Consider the following 21,078-nt stretch of genomic DNA (forward strand, 5'->3'; position numbering starts at 1 on the left):
CGGCACGACTGCCCGCAGACGGCACGGCACGACTGCCCGCAGGCGGCATGGCTACATCAGGTCACCGGTGCCTTTGCGCGCAGTACCGTCAGGAACTCGCGCATCCAGGCCGGGTGGTCCGGCCAGGCGCGGGAGGAGATCAGGGTGCCGTCGACCACGGCTTCGGTGTCCTGGAAGGTGGCCCCGGCGGCCTGCATGTCGGGTTCCAGGGCGGGGTACGCCGTGACGCGGCGGCCGCGCAGGCCCTCGACCGCCGCGGTGAGCAGGGGGCCGTGGCAGATCTGGGCGACCGGCTTGTCCGCGTCGAAGAAGGACTTGAGGATCTTGCGGAGTTCGGCGTCGTTGCGGAGGTACTCGGGGGCGCGGCCGCCCGGGATGACGAGGGCGGCGTACTGGCCGGGATCGACCTCGGAGAAGGCGAGATCGGCGGGCCAGGTGTAGCCGGGCTTCTCGGTGTAGGTGTCGAAACCGGGTTCGAAGTCATGGACGACGAACTGGAGCTTCTTGCGGGAGGGGGCCGCGATATGGACGTCGTAGCCCTCCTCGCGGAGGCGCTGGTAGGGGTACAGGACCTCGAGTGACTCTGCTGCGTCGCCGGTGACGATGAGGATTTTCGTGGTCATGTCGGACGGCTCCCCTCAGGCGGGTGTGCGCTGTCATGGTCAACGTGCCTCCTGGGGGGTGGCCTTGCCAAGGGGTTCGGTCGTTTTCGGGCAAGGGGGATCAGATGAGGCGTTCGTTTCGTCGGGCCGCACGACTGTGGGGCCTTTGCCGCTGTGCAGAGTGTCAAAGTTCCACCCCCGGTTTTGTACACATACGGCTCATGACGGGCCCCCGGTACTGAGCGATAGCCTTATGGCGTGATCAGCGCGATAGCTCGCGGGGGCACCGTTGCCCCTGCCCTGCGCCCGGCGAGCACGGACCACCTCCGTGACCGGGCGGCGGTCGCTGGTCTTCGCGGGCAGGACGGGGCCGGAAGGGCTCCCGGGATGCCATTCACCCCCTGGACGCGGCCGCTGCGGAGAGCAGCGTCACACCCTCGGGGCAGCTCAAATATGGCTCATATCCTCCCGCTCATCTCACCTTGCGGCATAGCGTCGACGCAGACCGGAGAACCCGGGCCGTGGCGTCGAGCCGCAGGGGAAGAGACCGTACTTCCTTCTACGTCACGCAACGGCGCGCGACAGGAGCCAGAGGACAATGCAGACCAAGCTGGACGAAGCCAAGGCCGAGCTGCTCGAGAGGGCCGCCCGGGTAGCTGAGAACAGTCCGGTCGGGGGGCACCTACCGACCGGGACGACGGACGAGAGCACCCCAGACCGGGACACCGTGCTCGCGTTCCTCCAGCGCTACTACCTGCACACCGCCCCGGAGGACCTCACCGGCCGCGACCCGGTCGACATCTTCGGAGCCGCGCTCTCGCACTACCGTCTGGCCGAGAACCGCCCCCAGGGCACGGCCAACGTGCGGGTCCACACCCCCACGGTGGAGGAGAACGGGTGGACGTGCACCCACTCCGTCGTCGAGGTCGTCACCGACGACATGCCCTTCCTGGTCGACTCCGTCACCAATGAGCTGACGCGACAGGGACGCGGGATCCACGTCGTCATCCACCCGCAGATCGTCGTCCGCCGGGACGTCACCGGCAAGCTCATCGAGGTGCTCAGCGCGCAGTCGGTCGGCGACCTGCCGCACGACGCGCACACCGAGTCCTGGATCCACGTCGAGATCGACCGCGAGACCGACCGGGGCGACCTCAAGCAGATCACCGCCGACCTGCTGCGTGTGCTGTCCGACGTCCGCGAGGCCGTCGAGGACTGGGACAAGATGCGGGACGCGGCGCTGCGCATGGCCGACGAACTGCCCAAGGAGCCCGTCGCCACCGACCTGCGCGAGCAGGACATCGAGGAGGCCCGCGAGCTGCTGCGCTGGCTGTCCGACGATCACTTCACCTTCCTCGGCTACCGCGAGTACCAGCTGCGTGAGGACGACTCGCTGGCCGCCGTGCCCGGCACCGGTCTCGGAATCCTGCGCTCCGACCCGCACCACGCGGGGGACGACAGCCACCCGGTCAGCCCGTCCTTCGAGCGGCTCCCCGCCGACGCCCGCGCCAAGGCCCGCGAGCACAAGCTCCTCGTCCTGACCAAGGCGAACAGCCGGGCCACCGTGCACCGGCCCTCGTACCTGGACTACATCGGCGTCAAGAAGTTCGACGCGGACGGCAACGTCGTCGGTGAGCGGCGCTTCCTCGGTCTGTTCTCCTCCGCCGCCTACACCGAGTCGGTGCGCCGGGTCCCGGTCATCCGCCGCAAGGTCGAGGAGGTCCTGGAGCGCGCCGGCTTCTCGCCCAACAGCCACGACGGGCGCGACCTGCTGCAGATCCTGGAGACGTACCCGCGCGACGAGCTCTTCCAGACGCCGGCCGAGGAACTCGAGTCCATCGCCACCTCCGTGCTGTACCTGCAGGAGCGTCGGCGGCTGCGCCTGTACCTGCGCCAGGACGAGTACGGGCGCTACTACTCCGCCCTCGTCTACCTCCCGCGCGACCGCTACACCACCGGTGTGCGCCTGAGGATCATCGACATCCTGAAGGAGGAACTCGGCGGTACCAGTGTCGACTTCACGGCCTGGAACACCGAGTCGATCCTGTCCCGTCTGCACTTCGTGGTGCGGGTCCCGCAGGGCACCGAGCTGCCGCAGCTGTCGGACGCCGACAAGGAGCGCATCGAGGCACGGCTGGTGGAGGCCGCCCGCTCCTGGGCCGACGGCTTCGCGGAGGCGCTGAACGCCGAATGCGGCGAGGAGCGCGCCGCCGAACTGCTGCGCCGCTACAACAACGCCTTCCCCGAGGGCTACAAGGCCGACCACACCCCGCGTGCCGCGGTCGCCGACCTGGTCCACCTGGAGCAGCTCAGCGAGGCCCAGGCCGACAGCGGCCAGGACTTCTCGCTCAGTCTGTACGAGCCCGTCGGCGCCGCCCCCGAGGAGCGCCGGTTCAAGATCTACCGCAAGGGCGAGGCGGTCTCCCTGTCCGCGGTGCTGCCGGCCCTCAGCCGGCTGGGTGTCGAGGTGACGGACGAGCGGCCGTACGAGCTGCGCTGCTCGGACCGCACCAGCGCGTGGATCTACGACTTCGGCCTGCGCATGCCCAGGTCGCAGAACGGCGGCGGCGACTACCTCGGCGACGACGCCCGCGAGCGCTTCCAGGACGCCTTCGCCGCCACCTGGACGGGCAAGGCGGAGAACGACGGCTTCAACGCCCTGGTGCTGAGCGCCGGACTGACCTGGCGGCAGGCGATGGTGCTGCGGGCGTACGCCAAGTACCTGCGCCAGGCGGGTTCCACCTTCAGCCAGGACTACATGGAGGACACCCTCCGCAACAACGTCCACACCACCCGGCTGCTCGTCTCGCTGTTCGAGGCGCGGATGTCGCCGGACCGGCAGCGGGCCGGGCACGAGATCGTGGACGCGCTTCTCGAAGAGGTCGACGCGGCCCTCGACCAGGTGGCCTCCCTCGACGAGGACCGGATCCTGCGGTCCTTCCTGACCGTCATCAAGGCGACCCTGCGGACGAACTTCTTCCAGGAGGCGGCGGGCGGCAAGCCGCACGCGTACGTGTCCATGAAGTTCGACCCGCAGGCGATCCCCGATCTGCCGGCGCCGCGCCCGGCGTACGAGATCTGGGTGTACTCGCCGCGCGTGGAGGGCGTGCACCTGCGTTTCGGCAAGGTCGCGCGCGGAGGTCTGCGCTGGTCCGACCGGCGTGAGGACTTCCGGACCGAGATCCTCGGCCTGGTCAAGGCGCAAATGGTGAAGAACACCGTCATCGTGCCGGTCGGCGCGAAGGGCGGCTTCGTCGCCAAGCAGCTGCCGGACCCGAGCGTGGACCGGGACGCGTGGCTGGCCGAGGGCATCGCCAGCTACAAGACGTTCATCTCGGCGCTGCTCGACATCACCGACAACATGGTGGCCGGCGAGGTCGTGCCCCCGGCCGACGTCGTGCGGCACGACGAGGACGACACCTACCTCGTGGTCGCCGCGGACAAGGGCACCGCCACGTTCTCGGACATCGCCAACGGGGTTGCGGAGACGTACAACTTCTGGCTCGGTGACGCCTTCGCCTCCGGTGGCTCGGCCGGCTACGACCACAAGGGCATGGGCATCACCGCCCGCGGCGCCTGGGAGTCCGTCAAGCGGCACTTCCGGGAGCTCGGCGTCGACACGCAGAGCGAGGACTTCACCGTCGTCGGCATCGGCGACATGTCCGGTGACGTGTTCGGCAACGGCATGCTGCTGAGCGAGCACATCCGCCTGGTCGCCGCCTTCGACCACCGGCACATCTTCATCGACCCGAACCCGGACGCGGCCACCTCGTACGCCGAGCGGCGCCGTATCTTCGAGCTGCCGCGCTCCAGCTGGGCCGACTACAACACCGAGCTCCTCTCCGCCGGTGGTGGCGTCTTCCCGCGTTCCGCCAAGGCCATCCAGCTCAACGCGCACATCCGTGAGGCCCTCGGCATCGAGGGCAAGGTCTCCAAGATGACCCCGGCCGACCTGATGAAGGCCATCCTGCAGGCCCCGGTGGACCTGCTGTGGAACGGCGGCATCGGTACGTATGTGAAGGCCAGCACGGAGAGCCAGGCGGACGTCGGCGACAAGGCCAACGACCCGATCCGGGTCGACGGCGCCGACCTGCGGGTCAAGGTAGTCGGCGAGGGCGGCAACCTGGGGCTGACCCAGCTCGGCCGGATCGAGTTCGCACGGCACGGCGGCAAGATCAACACGGACGCGATCGACAACAGCGCGGGCGTGGACACCTCCGACCACGAGGTGAACATCAAGATCCTGCTCAACGGCCTGGTCGCCGACGGCGACATGACCGTCAAGCAGCGCAACAAGCTGCTCGCCGAGATGACCGACGAGGTCGGCGCGCTGGTCCTGCGCAACAACTACGCGCAGAACACGGCGCTCGCCAACGCCCTGGCCCAGTCCAAGGACATGCTCCACGCCCAGCAGCGGTTCATCCGCCACATGGTGCGCGACGGTCATCTGGACCGGGCGCTGGAGTTCCTGCCCACCGACCGCCAGATCCGCGAGCGGCTCAGCGCCGGCCAGGGCCTCACCGGCCCCGAGACGGCCGTCCTGCTGGCGTACACGAAGATCACGGTCGCCGAGGAGCTGCTGCACACCTCGCTGCCGGACGACCCGTATCTGCGCGGTCTGCTGCACGCGTACTTCCCGACGGCCCTGCGCGAGAAGTTCGCCGACCGCATCGACAGCCACCCGCTGCACCGCGAGATCACCACGACCGTCCTGGTCAACGACACGGTCAACACGGGCGGTACGACCTATCTGCACCGGCTGCGCGAGGAGACCGGCGCCTCCCTGGAGGAGATCGTGCGGGCGCAGACCGCGGCCCGGGCGATCTTCTGCTCGGCCCCGGTGTGGGACGCGGTCGAGGGTCTGGACAACCAGGTCGAGGCCGCCGTCCAGACCCGTATCCGGCTGCACTCGCGCCGACTGGTGGAGCGCGGTACGCGCTGGCTGCTCAACAACCGGCCGCAGCCGCTGCAGCTCGCCGAGACGGTCGACTTCTTCGCCGAGCGCGTCGAGCAGGTCTGGCAGCAGCTCACCAAGCTGCTGCGCGGCGCGGACCTGGAGTGGTGGCAGCAGATCTACGACGAGCTGACCGGCGCCGGCGTCCCGGACGAGCTCGCCACCCGCGTGGCCGGGTTCTCCTCCGCCTTCCCGGCGCTCGACATCGTCTCGGTGGCCGACCGCATGGGCAAGGAGCCGCTGGACGTCGCCGAGGTCTACTACGACCTCGCCGACCGTCTGCACATCACCCAGCTCATGGACCGCATCATCGAGCTGCCGCGGGCCGACCGCTGGCAGTCCATGGCCCGCGCCTCCATCCGTGAGGACCTGTACGCGGCCCACGCGGCGCTCACCGCGGACGTCCTGGCGGTGGGCAACGGCACCTCGACCCCGGAGCAGCGCTTCAAGGCGTGGGAGGAGAAGAACGCCGCGATCCTGGGCCGGGCGCGCACGACGCTGGAGGAGATCCAGAGCTCGGAGACGTTCGACCTCGCCAACCTGTCGGTGGCGATGCGCACGATGCGGACGCTGCTGCGGACGCATTCGTAGCAGGCGGTGGGAAAGCGAGGTGCCCCGGGCCGACCGGCTCGGGGCACCTCGCTCTTCGTGGCGGTGTTCAGGCGGCCTTCGGCTTGTCCGCGCCGCCGGTGAACTCCTCGTACGCCGCCATGACCTCCTCGGTCGGGCCGTCCATGCGCAGTACGCCGCGCTCCAGCCACAGCACGCGTTCGCAGGTGTCGCGGATGGACTTGTTGTTGTGGCTGACCAGGAACACCGTGCCGGCCTTCTCGCGCAGTTGGCGGATGCGTTGCTCGGAGCGCTTCTGGAAGGACCGGTCGCCGGTGGCGAGCGCCTCGTCGATGAGGAGCACGTCGTGGTCCTTGGCGGCGGCGATGGAGAAGCGCAGGCGGGCGCCCATGCCGGAGGAGTACGTCCGCATGGGGAGGGTGATGAAGTCGCCCTTCTCGTTGATGCCGGAGAAGTCGACGATGCCGTCGTAGCGGTCCCGGATCTCCTCGCGGGACATGCCCATGGCGAGGCCGCCGAGGTACACGTTCTTCTCGCCGGTCAGGTCGCCCATCAGGGCCGCGTTGACACCGAGGAGGGAGGGCTGGCCGTCGGTGTAGATGTGGCCGTTCTCGACCGGCAGCAGGCCGGCGACCGCCTTCAGCAGGGTCGACTTGCCGGAGCCGTTGGTACCGATCAGGCCGACCGCCTCGCCCTTGTAGGCGACGAAGGACACGTTCTTGACGGCGTGCACCGTGCGGACGCCGGCCGCCTTCTCGACCTGCTGGCGGCGCAGCATGCGGTTGAGGGCGGCGGTCGCGGAGCCGCGTCCGGCGCCGGTGCCGTTGACCCGGTAGACGATGTCGACTCCGTCGGCGACGACGGTGGGGATGCGTTCGATGGTGTGCTCAGCCACGGCCGTACGTCTCCTCAGCCTTCCAGAAGTAGATGAAGCCGCCGACTCCGGCGAGCAGGGCCCAGCCGATTGCGTACATCCACACATGGTGCGGCAGCTGCTTGGAGTGGAAGCTGTCGATCAGTGCGAAGCGCATCAGGTCGATGTAGACCGCGGCCGGCTGGGCCTGGAGCACCGGCTCCACCCAGTGCGGCAGGTTGCTGTGCTTGCCGGCCAGCTTGTCGATGCTCCACATCACGCCGGACACGTACATCCAGGTACGCAGGACGAACGGCATCAGCTGGGCGATGTCCGGGGTCTTGGCGCCCATCCGGGCCATGATCATCGAGACGCCGGTGTTGAAGGTGAACTGCAGGACCAGCGCCGGGAACGCCAGCACCCAGGAGAACGTGACCGGCACCCCGAAGCAGAGCAGGATGACGACCAGCGCGGCCATCGAGAACAGCAGCTGCTGCAGCTGCTGGAGGCAGAAGGAGATCGGCAGTGCGGCCCGCGGGAAGTGCAGCGCCCGGACCAGACCGAGGTTGCCGGAGATCGCGCGGGTGCCCGCCATGATCGAGCTCTGCGTGAACGTCCAGATGAACACGCCCGTGACCAGGAACGGGACGTAGTCCGGCACGTGCCGCTTGGTGCCCAGCAGGACACCGAAGATGAAGTAGTACACCGCCGCGTTCAGCAGCGGGGTCATGACCTGCCAGACCTGGCCGAGCTTCGCCTGGCTGTACTGGGCGGTGAGCTTGGCGGTGGCGAAGGCGGTGATGAAGTGGCGCCGGGCCCACAGCTGCCGTACGTACTCGGGCAGGGAGGGGCGGGCGCCGCTGACCGAGAGGCCGTGGCGGGCGGCGAGGGCCGCGAGGTCGTCGTCGGCCGGGGCCGGCGTCGGGGGCGGTGTGTCGAGGACCTGGCTCACATCCGCTGCTTTCACTCGGGGGAGGGGGGTGCCGGCGACGTGCGGCCCGTCGGCCGGACGGTCCGGCGCCCGGCGTTTCCTTACGCTTCTCTTCACGTTCTCTTACGTCGGGACGGGACCGTATCGTCGCAACGGGAGCGTAAGACAGGTTGACGTCGGAACGCAACCGTTTCGTCGTAACGCGTTCGTCGGGTCGGGCCGTCGGGACGACACCGTTTCGTCGCAACGCCTCCCGCGTCAGGACGCAACCGTTTCGTCGCAACGCCCTATGCTGGACCGCATGACGACGAACGCCGACGAGACCCAGACGCGTCCGCGCCGCCGAACTCCCGCGGGGGCGGCCGTACTGCGGGAGGACGTGACGGAAGCCATCCGTGCGGCCGTCTTCGAGGAGCTCGCGTCCGTCGGCTATGCGCGGATGTCCATCGAGGGGATCGCGCGGCGCGCAGGGGTCGGCAAGACCGCGGTCTACCGCCGCTGGCGCTCCAAGCTGCACCTGGTCCTCGACGTCGTCTCGGCGATCGCGGTGCTGGGGCTGCCGACGCCGGACACGGGCTCCCTGGAGGGTGATCTGCGGCTGCTGTACGAGGTCACCTCGCGCGCCCTGCGGCACCCGGTGGCCTCGCAGATCATCCCGGACCTGCAGGCCGAGGCGGCCCGCAACCCGGAGATCGCCGAAGCCATGCAGAAGACCCTGCGCGAGGGGCAGGAAAGCGTGGCCCTCAAGATCATCCTGGCGGCGGCGCAGCGCGGAGAGGTCAGCGCGGAGCTGAACGAGGACCTGGCGCTCGACCTGATCTCCGGGCCCCTCTACTGGCGCTCGGTGGTGATCCGCAGCCCGAAGCTGCCGAAGGGCTACCTCGCGGCGCTGGCGCGGGCCACCGCGGAGGCACTCAAGGCGCTGTGAGTATGCTGCGGCCCGGCCGCCGGGGGCCGGAAGCGAGTCGCCGCGCCCGGTGACCGGAGTTGAGGCGGAACTGCCGTGAGAGCCGCGATCGCCGAGGACACCGCCCTGCTGCTGACGTCCGACGGGCACGAGGTCGTGGCCTTCGCCGGCACCGGGCCAGAGGTCCTGCCCGCGCTCCTGGAGCACCGTCCCGACGCGGCCGTGCTGGATGTGCGCATGCCGCGCTCCTCAGGGCGCGTACTCCCGCGCGGTGTACCAGCCGTGTGCTGTCTCCCGATGTGCTCGTAGCCGGCCCTGTCAGGCTGCTCATGTCCTGGCCGTCGTGTATGTGGTGGCTGGTCGTACCCGTGTTGCGGAGCCGCGTATCGACGCAGCCGCGGGCCTTTCGGGGCGCCCCCGGTGCGGTGTCTAGCCCCGCGCCGCCTCCGGATGCATCCGTACCCAGCCCTCCCAGGCCGACGTGATCATGTCCTGGACGTCGTGTGTGGCCTTCCAGCCGAGTTCGGTGGCCGCGCGGTCCGGGGAGGCGACTACTCGGGCGGGGTCGCCGGGGCGGCGGGAGGTGATCGTCGGGGGGCGGTCGTAGCCCGTGACGGCGTTGATGCGGTCGATCATTTCGCGGACGGAGACGCCCTCGCCGCGGCCGATGTTGAGGGTGAGGTGGCGGCCCGGTGCGGACTGGAGCGTGCGGGCGGCTGCCACGTGGGCTTCGGCCAGGTCCACCACGTGGATGTAGTCGCGGACGCAGGTCCCGTCGGGGGTGTCGTAGTCCTCGCCGAAGATGCGCGGGGGTGCCTCGGCGGTGAGCCTCTCGAAGACCATGGGGATCAGGTTGTGGACGCCCGTGTCCGCGAGTTCGGGGGTCGCGGCACCCGCCACGTTGAAGTAGCGCAGGGAGGCGGTGGAGAGGTCTGTCGCCCGAGCCGTCGCGCGGACCAGCCATTCGCCGACCAGCTTCGTCTCGCCGTAGGGCGACATGGGCAGACAGGGTGTCTCCTCCGTCACCAGGGGTTCGTCCGGCATGCCGTACACCGCCGCCGAGGACGAGAACACGAAGGACGGGACACCGGCCTCGGCCACCGCCTCCAGGAGGACGCGCAGGCCCTCAACGTTCTCCCGGTAGTAGTGCAGCGGCAGCTGAACCGACTCGCCCACCTGCTTCTTCGCCGCCAGGTGGATGACCCCGCCGACGTCGTGGACCGCGAGGGCGCGCGCGACCCGCTCGCCGTCCAGCGTCGACCCCACCACCAGTTGCACGCCCCGCGGCACCCGCTCGGCGATGCCCGTCGACAGATCGTCGTACACCACGGTCCGCTCGCCCGCCTCGATCATCGCCCGGACGACGTGCGCCCCGATGTATCCGGCGCCGCCGGTGATCAGCCAGGTCATGTGCGGCCGTCCCCTTCGTCAGTTGGCCCGTGGTGGTGCGGTATCAGTGGAGCAGGAGGTGGAGACTCGCGCCGACGACGCTTCCTATGCTCCGGAGTGCTGGGGGAGGCGGCGGGTGACCGGGTCCGGTCCGCGCGTGGGCGCGGGAGCCTCGGACGCCGGGCGGGTCGAGCGCCACAGCCGGACGAGGGACAGTACGGCGGCGGCGGCGAGCAGCCCGTTGCGGGCGAGCATCAGCACACAGCCCGCCCAGGTGCAGGCCATGACCTGGCCGTACAGGGCCGGGTAGGCGACGGCGCTGAGCGCGGTCGCGCCCAGCACCAGGGCGGCCACCGGCCGCTGCACGGTGTGCCGCGAGGTCAGGCACACGGCGGCCAGGCCCAGCAGCCAGATCATGTACTGCGGGCTGATCACCCTGCTGGTGACGGTGAACAGCAGGACGGCGCTGAGGGCGGCGTCGTACGGCGTCGCAGGCGTCCAGCGCCGGGCCCGCAGCCGCCACAGGAGCAGCAGTGCGAAGGCGACCGCCGTGAGGGCGAGGGAGATGTGCGCCACGGTCCGCACGTGCGGGCCGGTGAACTCCATCGCGCCGTACTGGTAGCGCACCTTGCCCGGCCATCCGGCGTGCGTCGCGAAGGCGAGCACCGTGCCGCCGAGCGACTCGATCTGCACACCCCGTCCGCCCTGTTGCCGCAGGAAGGCGAAGGGGTTGGCGAAGAGCGCCGCGAGGACCGCGAGCGACCCGGCCCCGGTGACGGCGGCCCACGCCCAGGCCGAACGCGTCCCGCGCCCCCTCGGCGTGCCCAGCAGCACCAGCGCCGGCCACACCTTGACCAGGGCGCCGAGCGCCGCGAACACCCCGCACGCGCGCGTGGAGCGCGGCAACGTCAACAGGGAGATGACGGCGAAGGCCGTGACCTGCACGTCGTAGCGGGCGAGCGGCACGTGCAGGAGGAGCGGGAGGCCGCCCACCCACATCGCCGCCCCCAGGAGCGTGCGGCCGGGGCGCTTGCCCGCGACGGCCAGGGCCAGCGCGATGGCCGCGTCGGCGGCGAGCGTGAGGACGACGAACGCCTGGAAGTACGTCAGGCCCGGCAGCAGCGCGGGCGACAGCAGCACAGCGCCGGCCCCCGGCGGGTACTGCCACAGCGGGTCGTGCGCGGGGAAGGCGCCGTGCGCGAGGACGCCGTACCAGTCGTGGTACAGGTGCCACACCTCCCGTGCGACCGAGCCCCCGCCGAGCCGGGGCGCCGCGTCGTGCGCGAGCAGCCACAGCATCAGAGCCCGGGTGGCGATCCAGGCGGCGGCGAGGGCGAGGAGCCGGCGGTTTCCGGCGGCGGTCATCACGGCTTTGGTCACGGCGTTCATCACGGCGGATCGTAAGCCGGGCGAATGGTGTATGACTGCTAATACACCGTCAATCCTCGGTAAGAGCCCGGCTACCGCACAAAATCAGCCGTGTGCTGAGCGAGGACGCGGGGCGGGCGAACCGTCGGTGGGTGCGTGCGGAGACCGTAGCCGTGGCGGTCCCCGCCGTCGTCATACTCGCGATCGGTCTGTGGGGACTCGACCGCGGCGGCATGTGGGGCGACGAGAGCGTCACCTTCCTGGTCGGGCGGCGCACGGTGCCGCAGATCTGGCAGCTGCTGCACGGCCTGGACGCGGTGCACGGCCTGTACTACCTGTTCATGCACGTCGTCCTCGCCGTCCACCCCGGTGAGGTTCTCCTCCGGCTGCCGTCCGTGTTCGGGGCCGCCGCGACCGCCGGTCTGGTCGCGGCTCTCGGGGTACGGCTGGTCCGTCCCCGGGTCGGGCTGTGGGCCGGTCTGCTGTACGCGGTCACCCCGATGACCGGCCACTACGCACAGGAAGGGCGCTCGTACGCACTCGTCGCGGCGGGCGTGGCGGCGGCGACACTGCTGCTGGTGCGGGCGGTGGAGGGGCGGTCGCGGTGCGGGTGGTGGTGGTACGGCGCCGTCCTCGCCGTGACCTGTCTGCTGCACGAACTGGTCGTCCTGGTGCTGTGCGCCCATGCGCTGACGCTGGCGCTCATGCGGGTGCCGAAGCGGGTGTGGCTGGGCTGGGGGCGGGCGGCCGGGCTGGCGGGGGCGGTTCTGCTGCCCCTGGTGTGGGTGTCGCACGAGCAGGCGGGGCAGGTGGCGTGGCTGGTGACACCCGGGTGGGAGCAGGCGGGGCGGCTGGTGCGGGACTTCGCCCTCGCTCCGGAGGGGGCGGTGTTCTGGGTGGCCGTCGCGCTGATGGTGCTGGGGCTCGGGACAGGACGGCCGGCGGCGGTCGCACTCCCGCTGCTCGTGCTGCCGCCGGCGCTCCTGATCGCCGTGTCGCAGATCCGGCCGCTGTATCACGAGCGGTATGTGCTGTATGCGCTGGCGGGGGCGCCGTTGCTGGCCGCCGCCGGCGCCGACTGGGTGGCCGGGGTCGTGGGGCGCCTGCGGCTGGGGACCGGGCACCGCCTGCCCTGCGGCCGTCTGGGCACCCTCACCGGTGTCCTGGCCGTCGCCCTCGCCTTCGTCCAGTGCCTCCCTCTCTACCGGCAGGACCGCTCCCCGGCGCACCGCCCCGAGAACCTCGGGGCCGTCGCCGCCCGGGCCGCCCGTGACATCCGTCCCGGTGATCCGGTGCTGTTCCTGCCGTCGAACTGGCGGCTGACGGCGCTGACCTATCCGAAGGCGTTCCGCAGGGCCCGGGACATCGCGCTGCGGGAGTCCGGTCCGCGGTCCGGGACGCTGAGCGGCATCGAGACCACCCCGGAGGCGCTGCGGCGCAAGCTGGCGGGGGTGGACCGCGTCTGGGTCGTCGCCCAGTCGAGGCTCCTGAGCTCGGGGCTGCTGCCCGCCGACCCGACCGAGCGCGTCAAACTCGCCGTCGTGGAGGAGCAGTTCATCGCCCGCGAGAGATACGTCAGCGGCCGGGTGACCTTCCTCCTCTACGTCCGCCGCTCCGCCGCCTCCGCCTCCGCCGCCGTGGCCGCGTCCAGCCCCCTGGTGAGCTCGTCGAGCCGCGACCGCAGCTGACGGATCTCTTCCACGTCGAAGCCCGTCGCCGCGACGATCCGGCGCGGTACCTGAACCGCCTGGTCACGCAGGGCGGCGCCCTCCTCGGTCAGCCGGACCTCCACCGAGCGCTCGTCACGGGCGCTGCGCTCACGCCGTACCAGACCGGCCGACTCCAGCCGTTTGAGCAGCGGGGACAGGGTGCCGGAGTCGAGCCGCAGATGCTCGCCCAGCTTCTTGACCGGCAGCTCGCCGTGCTCCCACAGCAGCAGCATCACCAGGTACTGCGGATAGGTGAGTCCGAGGTCCTTGAGGATCACCCGGTAGATGCCGCCGAAGGCGCGCGAGGCGGCGTTCAGGGAGAAGCAGATCTGCTGGTCGAGGCGGAGCCAGTCGGTGGTCGGGGTGTCGGGCGCGGTCGTCATGCGTCCAGGATAGCTCTTGCGGGCCATTTAGTTGTGCACAATTGAATTGTGTGCTCTACTTGTGGTCGTGAGGCGGCCGCCAGAAGGGCCGCCGGAACACGACTCCGAGAAGGATGGTCATCCATGGACGCGCTCTACACCGCTGTCGCCACTGCCACCCACGGCCGCGACGGTCGCGCCTTCACCAACGACGGCAAGATCGACGTCAAGCTGGCCCCGCCGGTGGAGCTGGGCGGCAACGGCGAGGGCACCAACCCCGAGCAGCTGTTCGCCGCCGGTTACGCGGCCTGCTTCGGCAGCGCCCTCGGCCTCGTCGGCCGCCAGGCGAAGGTCGACGTCAGCGACGCCGCGGTGACCGCCGAGGTGGGCATAGGCAAGCAGGGCGAGGGCTTCGGACTCAAGGTCACCCTCCGCATCGAGCTGCCGGAGACCGTGGACGAGGCGACCGGCCGCAAGCTGGTCGAGACCGCCCACCAGGTGTGCCCGTACTCCAACGCGACCCGCGGCAACGTCGACGTCGACCTCGTCATCGAGTAACCGAGCAGCCGGCTGACCCTCAGCTCAGCGAGTGCGCCCGCTCCGTCGCGGGAGCGGGCACCGCCGGGGCCGCCTGCGGCTCCGGCATTTTCTCGCCCAGCAGCACCGTCCGTACGACCCGCTCGGCGGCCCGCCCGTCGTCGAACTCGCAGAACCGCTCCCGGAAGGCGGCCCTGAGCCCCGCCGACTCCTCGTCCCGCCAGGTGTCCGAGGCGAACAGCCAGGCCAGCTCCCGGTAGGAACGCGACACATGGCCCGGCGCCTCGGCGGTGATGTCGAAGTAGGCGCCCCTGCTCGCCGCGTACGCGCCCCAGTCGTCGGCGTGGATCACGATCGGCCGGTCCAGGTTGGCGTAGTCGAACATCAGGGCCGAGTAGTCGGTGACCAGCACGTCGGAGGCGAGCATCAGGTCCTCGACGTGCGGCTCGTCCGTCGCGTCGACGAGTACGCCGCGTGCATGCAGATCGGCGAGGCCGAGCCCGCGCGCCGTGCCGGTGGCGAGGGTGGGGTGCAGACGTACGACAAGGGTGTGCCCGGCACCCAGGTCCGCGGCGAACCGCGCCAGGTCGATCCGGTCGACATGCCCGCCCCGGCGGTAGTCGCGGCGGGTCGGCGCATACAGCACGACCGTGTTCCCGGCGGGGATGCCGAGCCGCGCACGGACCGCCGCACCGTGCTCCGCAGGCTGCTCGACCAGCACGTCGTTGCGCGGACTGCCGGTCCGCAGCGAGGTGAAGTGGCAGGGGTACGCCCGGTCCCACACCAGCTCGGAGTGCCGGTTGGCGACCAGGCTGAGATCCCAGCGGTCGGCGCGGTGCAGCATCTTCGGCACGCTGAAGCCGTGCCGGGCACCCGGCTTGGTCAGCAGGTCGGCACCCATGTACTTGAGCGGCGTGCCCTGGTGGGTGTGCACATGGATCTGGCCGGGGCGTTTGACCAGGGAGCCCGGCCAGTTGACGTTGTTCACCCAGTACGTGGCCCGCGCCATGACCGCGTGGTACTCCCGCGAGCCCGGCGTCACATGGTCGGTGCCGGGCGGCAGCGAGTCCACCGCGTCCTCCCGGACCACCCACACCCCGCGGATGTGCGGCGCGAGTTCGCGGGCCTTGGCGTGGATCGCAGCCGGATCGCCGTGCACCCCCGCATGGTGGGTGGCCGAGTACACGGCCAGACGCGGATCGAGGGGAAGCCTCGACTGGGCGGCGTACCAGGTGCGTTGGACCGCCGCCGATGCCTTGCCGACCGTACGCCGCTTGCCCGCCCCGGCGATCCTGCGCAGACCGCGGACCCCGCGCAGCGCCGCGTACGAGACATAGGGCGAGCTCCCCAGGAGCCGCATCTCGGTACCGCGCGGGCCGTCCGGCGGGGTGAAGCCCTCGGGGCAGTGACGGCGGTGGAAGGAGCGCATCTCGCGGTAGAACGCCGAGCGGTCCGACGGGGTCACCCGGTCCTCGCGGGCGATCACGAACAGCATGTGGTCCAGGGCCCGTTCGAAGAGCAGGGGCCGCGCCCAGGCGAGGTCGTCGCGCTCCTCCAGGAAGGCGAACAGGCCCTCGTACTGCGGAAAGATGTCGAAGTGCCTGCGCCCCGGCGTCTTGGTGATCGCGCCCTGCCGGCGCTGCCGGTACTCGACGCCGATCCGGTTCAGGCAGGCGATGCGGTCGGCCAGCACCATCGAGCGGTAGGTGACCGGCGCGTCCTCGTACAGGCCGGACGCGTACTGCAGCCCGTGCTCCTGGAAGAAGGCCCTCCGGTACGCCTTGTTCCAGGCGACCAGGAACAGATGGACGTACTGCGGGCTCTCGCGGAGGCTGAAGACGTCCTGACCCGCCGCGGCCAGCAGGGCGGAGGCGTCGCTCGGGCCGCCCCGCCCCCACCAGTGGGTGCGTACATGGTCGAACACCAGGATGTCCGGGTCCTCGGCCGACTTCAGCCGGTCGGCGACGGCGGCGAGGAGGCCCGGCGTGTAGAAGTCGTCGCTGTCGAGGAAGAGGACGTAGTCGCCGCGCGCCTCGGCCAGGCCGGCGTTGCGGGCCCGGCCGAGGCCGACGTTCTCGGGCAGATGCAGCACGCGCACCCGCTCGTCGCGTGCCGCGTACTCGTCGAGGATCGCGCCGCAGCCGTCGGGCGAGCGGTCGTCGACGGCGATCACCTCGAAGTCGGGGTACGACTGTCCGAGCACCGAGTCGATGCACTCGCGCAGGAAGCCCTGCACCTTGAAGACGGGGACGATGATGCTGAAGCGGGGCACGGGTTTCAGTTCCTCACAAGGGCGGGGACCGGGGCCGGGGTGCGTTCGGCGAGCGGGATCACGGGCGGGATCGACTCGGGCGGCTCGCCCAGCAGCACCCGGCGCACCACGCGCTCGGCGGCGCGCCCGTCGTCGAACTGGCAGAACCGCTCACGGAAGGCGGCCCGTGCCGCCGTCGACTCCGCTCCCGCCCAGGAGCCGTCGCGGAAGACCCGGGCCAGCTCCTGCGGAGTGCGGGCCACCGGCCCCGGCGGGTGCTCCATCAGGTCGAAGTAGACGCCCCGGGTCTCCCGGTAGACGTCCCAGTCGTCGGCGTACACCACGACGGGCCGGTCCAGGTTGGCGTAGTCGAACATGATCGACGAGTAGTCGGTGATCAGGGCGTCCGCGGCCAGGCACACGTCCTCGGAGGAGCGGTGCGCGGTCACGTCGATGATCCGGCCGGTGCTCCGCGCCCCGCCCTGGTCGTAGAAGTAGTGGGCGCGCAGCAGCACGACCACGTCCTCGCCGGCCTCCTCGCAGAAGGCCTCCAGGTCCAGGCCCGTCTCGAAGCCCGTGTGGTAGTCGCGGTGGGTGGGCGCGTACAGGACGGCCGTCTTCCCTTCGGGGACGCCCAGCTGTCGCCGGATGCGGGCCACGTCGTCCGCCGTCGCCGTGTAGTACACGTCGTTGCGCGGATAGCCGTACTCGAGCGTCTCGTGCGCGCCGGGGAAGGCCCGCTCCCACATCTCGGTGGAGTGGCGGTTGGAGGTGAGGTTGTAGTCCCAGCGGTCGATGCGGGCCAGCAGCTTGGCGAAGCTGCCGGTGGCCGCGGCCACCACGGGGTAGGTCGCCTGGTCGACACCCATCTTCTTCAGCGGGGTGCCGTGCTGGGTCGACAGGTGGACACTGCCGGGGCGCTTGACGACGGCGTCCGCGAAGTTGGCGTTGTTGACGAGGTACTTGGCGGCGGCCAGCACGTCCCAGTACTTCGCGCTGCCGATGACGGCGTACTCGATGCCCTCCGGCATGGTGTGCTCCTGGTCCGGTTCGACGAGGAACACCGAGCGCAGATGCGGGGCGAGTTCGAGGGCCTTGGCGTGGATCGCGGCCGGGTTGCATGCATAGCCGCGGCCCCAGTACGCGCAGTAGACGACGAGGTTGGGGTCGAGCGGGCGGCGCAGATTGCGCGCGTACCGCAGGCGCGTGCGCACCATGTGGGGGCGCGGCAGCCGCTCGGCCGCCTTCACCGCCGCCTGGTTGGCCTCCCGCAGGGCACGGAACGCCGTGTACGCCCCGGCCGCCAGCAACCGGTGCTGCAGGCCGAGGCTGCCGGGCGGGGTCCGGTGGCCGACGGGGCGGTGCCGGCGGTACAGGGTGCTCGCCAGCCGGAAGAAGGCGCGGCGCCTGCCGGACAGCCGCCTGGGATGGGCGGCGGTCTTCAGCACGGCCGCGAAGAGCTGCTCGAAGAGCGCGGCCGACCGGTCGCAGGGCAGATCGAGTTCGGCGGCGCGGGTGAGCACCAGGTCGGTCTGGGCGAGCAGTTCGAGGTGGTGCTCGCCGGGCAGTGCGAGCCGGCTGCCCTGTCTGCGGACCAGATGCCGTACGACGACCTGGCGCAGCACCGCGGCCTTCTCGGCCGCCAGCGTGACCAGGCCGCAGAAGCCCACATCGGTGAAGTGGCCGTCGGGGAAGCCGATGCACTGCTCGACCAGGAAGGCCCTGCGGTAGGCCGCGCTCCACGCCGGCAGCTGCACGCCCGTCAGCTGGGGCACCTGGTCGGGGGAGAAGGCGCCCGCCGGCGTCCTCGGCAGGAGTAGCGCGGCCGGATTGGTCGGCTCGCCCTCCCACCAGGGCACCCGCTCGTGCTCCAGGTACAGGACGTCCACGTCACCCGTCTCGGCCAGACGTGCGTCCACGGCCGCCAGCGCCCCCGGGACGAGGGTGTCGTCGCAGTCGAGGAACAGCAGATAGGAGCCGGTCGCCGCCCGCATCCCGGTGTTGCGCGCCCCGGACAGACCGGCCGTGGGGGGCGAGTGCACCGTGGTCACCCGGGAGTCCCGCTCGGCGTACCCGTCGACGACGTCCGCCGTGGGCGTGTCGGGGCCGTCGCAGACCGGGATCAGCTCGAAGTCGCCGAAGGACTGCGCGAGCACGGAGTCCAGCGCCTGGGACAGCCGGCCTGCCACCCCATGGGACGGGACGATGATGCTGAAGCGGGGCATGCTGCTCTTTCTGTCGATGTGCGTGCGGGGACCCGGGTGCGTCTCAGCCGAGGCGTCCCGGCCGCCCTGTGGGACGCCAGGTGGACGGCCGGCTCGGTGTGGGCCGCGACGGGCTGGAGGGCATGCGAACTCCCCGGAGTGAGAACGGCGTTCAGAGGCTGTCGGTGACGGTCAGCGGGCCGCCGGGTTGTGGCACCGTCGCCTGCGGTGAGCGCGCGAGGGTCGCGGCCGCGGAGGGCACGGGGTGGCGCTCGGCGAGCGGGGTCACCGGCGGCAGACCGGTCTCGCCCAGGACGACACGGCGTACGACCCGCTCGGCGGCGCGTCCGTCGTCGTACGGGCAGAAGCGCTCGCGGAACGCGGTCCGCAGCTGCGTCGAGCGGGAGCCGCGCCAGTGGCCGGTGGCGAAGATGTCGATCAGCTCGTCCTCGCTGCGGGCGACCGCGCCCGGCGGGAAGGCGCGCACGTCGAAGTAGGTGCCGCGGGCCGCCTCGTACGCCGCGCGGTCCTCGTCGGCCGAGTGGAGCACGATCGGGCGGTCCAGGCCCGCGTAGTCGAACATCAGGGACGAGTAGTCGGTGAGCAGGACGTCCGAGGCCAGGCAGAGGGACTCGACGCCGGGGTGGCCGGTCACGTCGATGATCCGGGCGCCCTTCGGTACGGGGCCGTGGGTGCGGGCGAGGACGACGTACCGGGGGCCCAGGCGGCGCAGGACGCGTTCCAGGTCCAGGGGGGAGCGCTGGGTGCGGCAGTGGTCGCGGCGGGCGGGGGCGTACAGGATCGCGACGCTGTCCTCGGGGATGCCGAGACACTCGCGCAGACGGGTGACGTCGTTCGAGGTGGCCTTCTGGAACACGTCGCTGCGCGGGGAGCCGCATTCGAGCGTGGTGTAGCTGCCGGGGTAGACCCGTTCCCAGGTGAGGGTGGAGTGGCGGTTCGCCGACAGGACGTAGTCCCATTTGTCGACGTCGTCGAGGAGCCCCTCGAAGTCCAGGCCGCGCGCCGCGGCCGGGCGTTCCTGGAGGTCGAGGCCCGCGTGCCCGAGCGGGGTGCCCTCCAGCGTCTGCACCAGGATCTGCTGGGGCCGCTTGACCAGGCGGGGCTCGAAGCCGGTGTCGCTGACGAGGTACTTGGAGCGGGCCAGGGCCGTCCAGTAGGCGGCCGTGTCGGGGCGGGCGAGCCACGCCGTGCGGATGTGCGGCGCGAAGGTGCGGAAGGCCTCCTCCAGGGCGCCCGGGTTGCAGCCTTGGTCGCGGCCCTCGTAGGCGGTGAAGGCGGCGCGGTCGGCGCGCAGGGGCAGCCGGAGCTGGATGCGGTAGTGCAGGCGCAGCGCCGTCGCCCTCGCGGTGCGCAGGAGTTTGACGCAGAGCTTGACCGTCCGGCGGTGCAGGGCCGCGGCCAGCTGCAGTGAGCGGTAGGTGCGGTGCAGGCCCCAGCGGATCAGGGTGTGGCGCAGGCGGGAACCCGGCGGGAGGGGCGGGCCGGGAACGCGGTAACGGCGGTAGTGGGCACAGGCCCTGCGCAGGAACTCGGCGCGCAAGCCGCGCGGCAGGCGGTCGCGGCGGGCGAACACCTTCGTCACGTGGTCGACCATGCGGCGGAACAACACCGGTCGCCAGCGGGCGAGTTGGGGGTGTGCGTCGAGGAACGCGAAGACCCGGTCGTACTGTTCGAAGAGGTCGAAGTGCTTACGGCTGGTGGTGGAGAGGATGCTGCCCTGGCGGCGCTGCCGGTAGTGCACGCACACCCGGTCGAGGGTCGTGATGGACTCCGCGGCCATCAGCACCGGGAACGTCCACGGGGTGTCCTCGTAGTAGCCGGGCGGGAAGGTGAAGCCCTCGCGCTCGACGAACTCCCGCCGGTACGCCTTGTTCCAGGCCACCATCAGCAGCTTCAGCAGGCCGGGGCGGTCCTCCAGGCGGAAGGGGGCCGGCCCCTGCTCGGTGAGCTGGTCGGCGACGATGTTGCGGACGGTCTCGCCCGACCAGTAGGTGCGCGCGTAGTCGTACACGACGACGTCCGGCTCGCCCGTCTCCTTCAGGCGGTCGGCGATGGCGCGCAGGGCGTGCGGGGTGAGGGTGTCGTCGCCGTCCAGGAAGACCAGGTAGTCGCCGCTCGCCCGCTCCAGGCCCGCGTTGCGGGCGCGGCCCAGGCCCTGGTTCTCGGCCAGGTGCACGGGGTGCACGCGCGGGTCGCGGGCCGCGAACTCGTCGATGATCGCGCCGCTCGCGTCCGGGGAGCAGTCGTCGACCGCGATCAGTTCGAGATCGGGATACGACTGCGTCAGCACCGATTCCAGGCATTCGTGCAGATACGCCTGAACCTTGTACGCGGGGACGATGACACTGAACCTGGGCAAGGCACATCCATGGGGTCGGCGCGGACGACGGGGCCTTGCCCGGGAACGGCCGATGGAGTGA

General features: G+C 71.0%; 13 protein-coding genes and 1 pseudogene. 5 read left to right on the forward strand and 9 right to left on the reverse strand.

From position 1 onward, the window contains the following. Positions 1 to 56 precede the first annotated feature (56 nt). Entirely contained in the window at positions 57 to 623 is a 567-nt protein-coding gene (locus tag ACWC1K_RS44365) for a DJ-1/PfpI family protein (protein ID WP_450839208.1), read from the reverse strand. A 577-nt stretch (positions 624 to 1,200) separates the two neighbouring features. Between ACWC1K_RS44365 and ACWC1K_RS44370 the strand changes: the two genes are divergently transcribed. Continuing rightward, positions 1,201 to 6,147 carry an NAD-glutamate dehydrogenase gene (locus tag ACWC1K_RS44370; RefSeq protein ID WP_450839210.1) on the forward strand — a complete coding sequence of 1,649 codons (4,947 nt, stop codon included), beginning with the start codon at positions 1,201 to 1,203 and terminating at the stop codon, positions 6,145 to 6,147. 67 nt (positions 6,148 to 6,214) lie between these two features. Here the strand turns inward: ACWC1K_RS44370 and ACWC1K_RS44375 are convergent, their stop codons facing one another. Beyond that, positions 6,215 to 7,021 (reverse strand): ABC transporter ATP-binding protein, encoded by an 807-nt coding sequence (locus ACWC1K_RS44375; RefSeq protein WP_450839212.1) that lies wholly within the window; start codon positions 7,019 to 7,021, stop codon positions 6,215 to 6,217. Continuing rightward, the gene (locus ACWC1K_RS44380; protein WP_450839213.1) at positions 7,014 to 7,931 is read right to left on the reverse strand and encodes an ABC transporter permease; all 918 of its coding nucleotides are present in this window, start codon (positions 7,929 to 7,931) and stop codon (positions 7,014 to 7,016) included. The genes ACWC1K_RS44375 and ACWC1K_RS44380 overlap by 8 nt, the downstream gene beginning before the upstream one ends. Before the next feature lie 280 nt (positions 7,932 to 8,211). On the opposite strand from ACWC1K_RS44380, the gene ACWC1K_RS44385 reads away from it, so the two are divergent. Next, a complete protein-coding gene (locus ACWC1K_RS44385) occupies positions 8,212 to 8,838 on the forward strand; it encodes a TetR/AcrR family transcriptional regulator (protein WP_450839215.1) in 627 nt (208 codons plus the stop codon). A 75-nt stretch (positions 8,839 to 8,913) separates the two neighbouring features. After that, positions 8,914 to 9,060, forward strand: a pseudogene (locus ACWC1K_RS44390) (DNA-binding response regulator); the annotation flags it as partial. Between the two features lie 186 nt (positions 9,061 to 9,246). Here ACWC1K_RS44390 and galE read toward each other — a convergent pair. Together galE and ACWC1K_RS44400 are read right to left on the reverse strand one after the other, a co-directional pair. Beyond that, positions 9,247 to 10,227 (reverse strand): UDP-glucose 4-epimerase GalE, encoded by a 981-nt coding sequence (galE, locus tag ACWC1K_RS44395; protein WP_450839216.1) that lies wholly within the window; start codon positions 10,225 to 10,227, stop codon positions 9,247 to 9,249. 84 nt (positions 10,228 to 10,311) lie between these two features. Then, entirely contained in the window at positions 10,312 to 11,595 is a 1,284-nt protein-coding gene (locus tag ACWC1K_RS44400; protein WP_450839217.1) for a glycosyltransferase 87 family protein, read from the reverse strand. 131 nt (positions 11,596 to 11,726) lie between these two features. Here ACWC1K_RS44400 and ACWC1K_RS44405 point away from each other — a divergent pair, with 131 nt between their 5' ends. Further along, on the forward strand, positions 11,727 to 13,262 hold the full coding sequence (locus ACWC1K_RS44405) for a glycosyltransferase family 39 protein (protein WP_450839219.1): 1,536 nt from the start codon (positions 11,727 to 11,729) through the stop codon (positions 13,260 to 13,262). Here ACWC1K_RS44405 and ACWC1K_RS44410 read toward each other — a convergent pair. Then, complete coding sequence (locus ACWC1K_RS44410; protein ID WP_450839221.1) at positions 13,175 to 13,666, reverse strand: MarR family winged helix-turn-helix transcriptional regulator; 492 nt, start codon at positions 13,664 to 13,666, stop codon at positions 13,175 to 13,177. The two genes, ACWC1K_RS44405 and ACWC1K_RS44410, sit on opposite strands and share 88 nt — an antisense overlap. A 123-nt stretch (positions 13,667 to 13,789) precedes the next feature. Between ACWC1K_RS44410 and ACWC1K_RS44415 the strand changes: the two genes are divergently transcribed. Then, positions 13,790 to 14,203: an organic hydroperoxide resistance protein gene (locus ACWC1K_RS44415; RefSeq protein ID WP_351476210.1), complete on the forward strand. Its 414-nt coding sequence runs from the start codon at positions 13,790 to 13,792 to the stop codon at positions 14,201 to 14,203. Between the two features lie 19 nt (positions 14,204 to 14,222). Here ACWC1K_RS44415 and ACWC1K_RS44420 read toward each other — a convergent pair whose 3' ends face one another. From ACWC1K_RS44420 to ACWC1K_RS44430, 3 genes are all read right to left on the reverse strand, one after another. Further along, entirely contained in the window at positions 14,223 to 16,454 is a 2,232-nt protein-coding gene (locus ACWC1K_RS44420; protein ID WP_450839222.1) for a bifunctional glycosyltransferase/CDP-glycerol:glycerophosphate glycerophosphotransferase, read from the reverse strand. Between the two features lie 5 nt (positions 16,455 to 16,459). Beyond that, entirely contained in the window at positions 16,460 to 18,658 is a 2,199-nt protein-coding gene (locus ACWC1K_RS44425; protein ID WP_450839224.1) for a bifunctional glycosyltransferase/CDP-glycerol:glycerophosphate glycerophosphotransferase, read from the reverse strand. Between the two features lie 151 nt (positions 18,659 to 18,809). Next, entirely contained in the window at positions 18,810 to 21,017 is a 2,208-nt protein-coding gene (locus ACWC1K_RS44430; protein WP_450839226.1) for a bifunctional glycosyltransferase/CDP-glycerol:glycerophosphate glycerophosphotransferase, read from the reverse strand. Positions 21,018 to 21,078 lie beyond the last annotated feature (61 nt).

Source organism: Streptomyces sp. NPDC001492 (genome assembly GCF_053597275.1).

Excerpts from the sequence above, each read along its gene's own strand:
- ACWC1K_RS44415 (WP_351476210.1), top strand. The coding sequence starts at position 13,790 with ATGGACGCGCTCTACACCGCTGTCGCCACTGCCACCCACGGCCGCGAC.
- ACWC1K_RS44425 (WP_450839224.1), bottom strand. The coding sequence starts at position 18,658 with ATGCCCCGCTTCAGCATCATCGTCCCGTCCCATGGGGTGGCAGGCCGG.
- ACWC1K_RS44410 (WP_450839221.1), bottom strand. The coding sequence starts at position 13,666 with ATGACGACCGCGCCCGACACCCCGACCACCGACTGGCTCCGCCTCGAC.
- ACWC1K_RS44365 (WP_450839208.1), bottom strand. The coding sequence starts at position 623 with ATGACCACGAAAATCCTCATCGTCACCGGCGACGCAGCAGAGTCACTC.
- ACWC1K_RS44370 (WP_450839210.1), top strand. The coding sequence starts at position 1,201 with ATGCAGACCAAGCTGGACGAAGCCAAGGCCGAGCTGCTCGAGAGGGCC.
- ACWC1K_RS44400 (WP_450839217.1), bottom strand. The coding sequence starts at position 11,595 with ATGAACGCCGTGACCAAAGCCGTGATGACCGCCGCCGGAAACCGCCGG.
- ACWC1K_RS44385 (WP_450839215.1), top strand. The coding sequence starts at position 8,212 with ATGACGACGAACGCCGACGAGACCCAGACGCGTCCGCGCCGCCGAACT.
- galE (WP_450839216.1), bottom strand. The coding sequence starts at position 10,227 with ATGACCTGGCTGATCACCGGCGGCGCCGGATACATCGGGGCGCACGTC.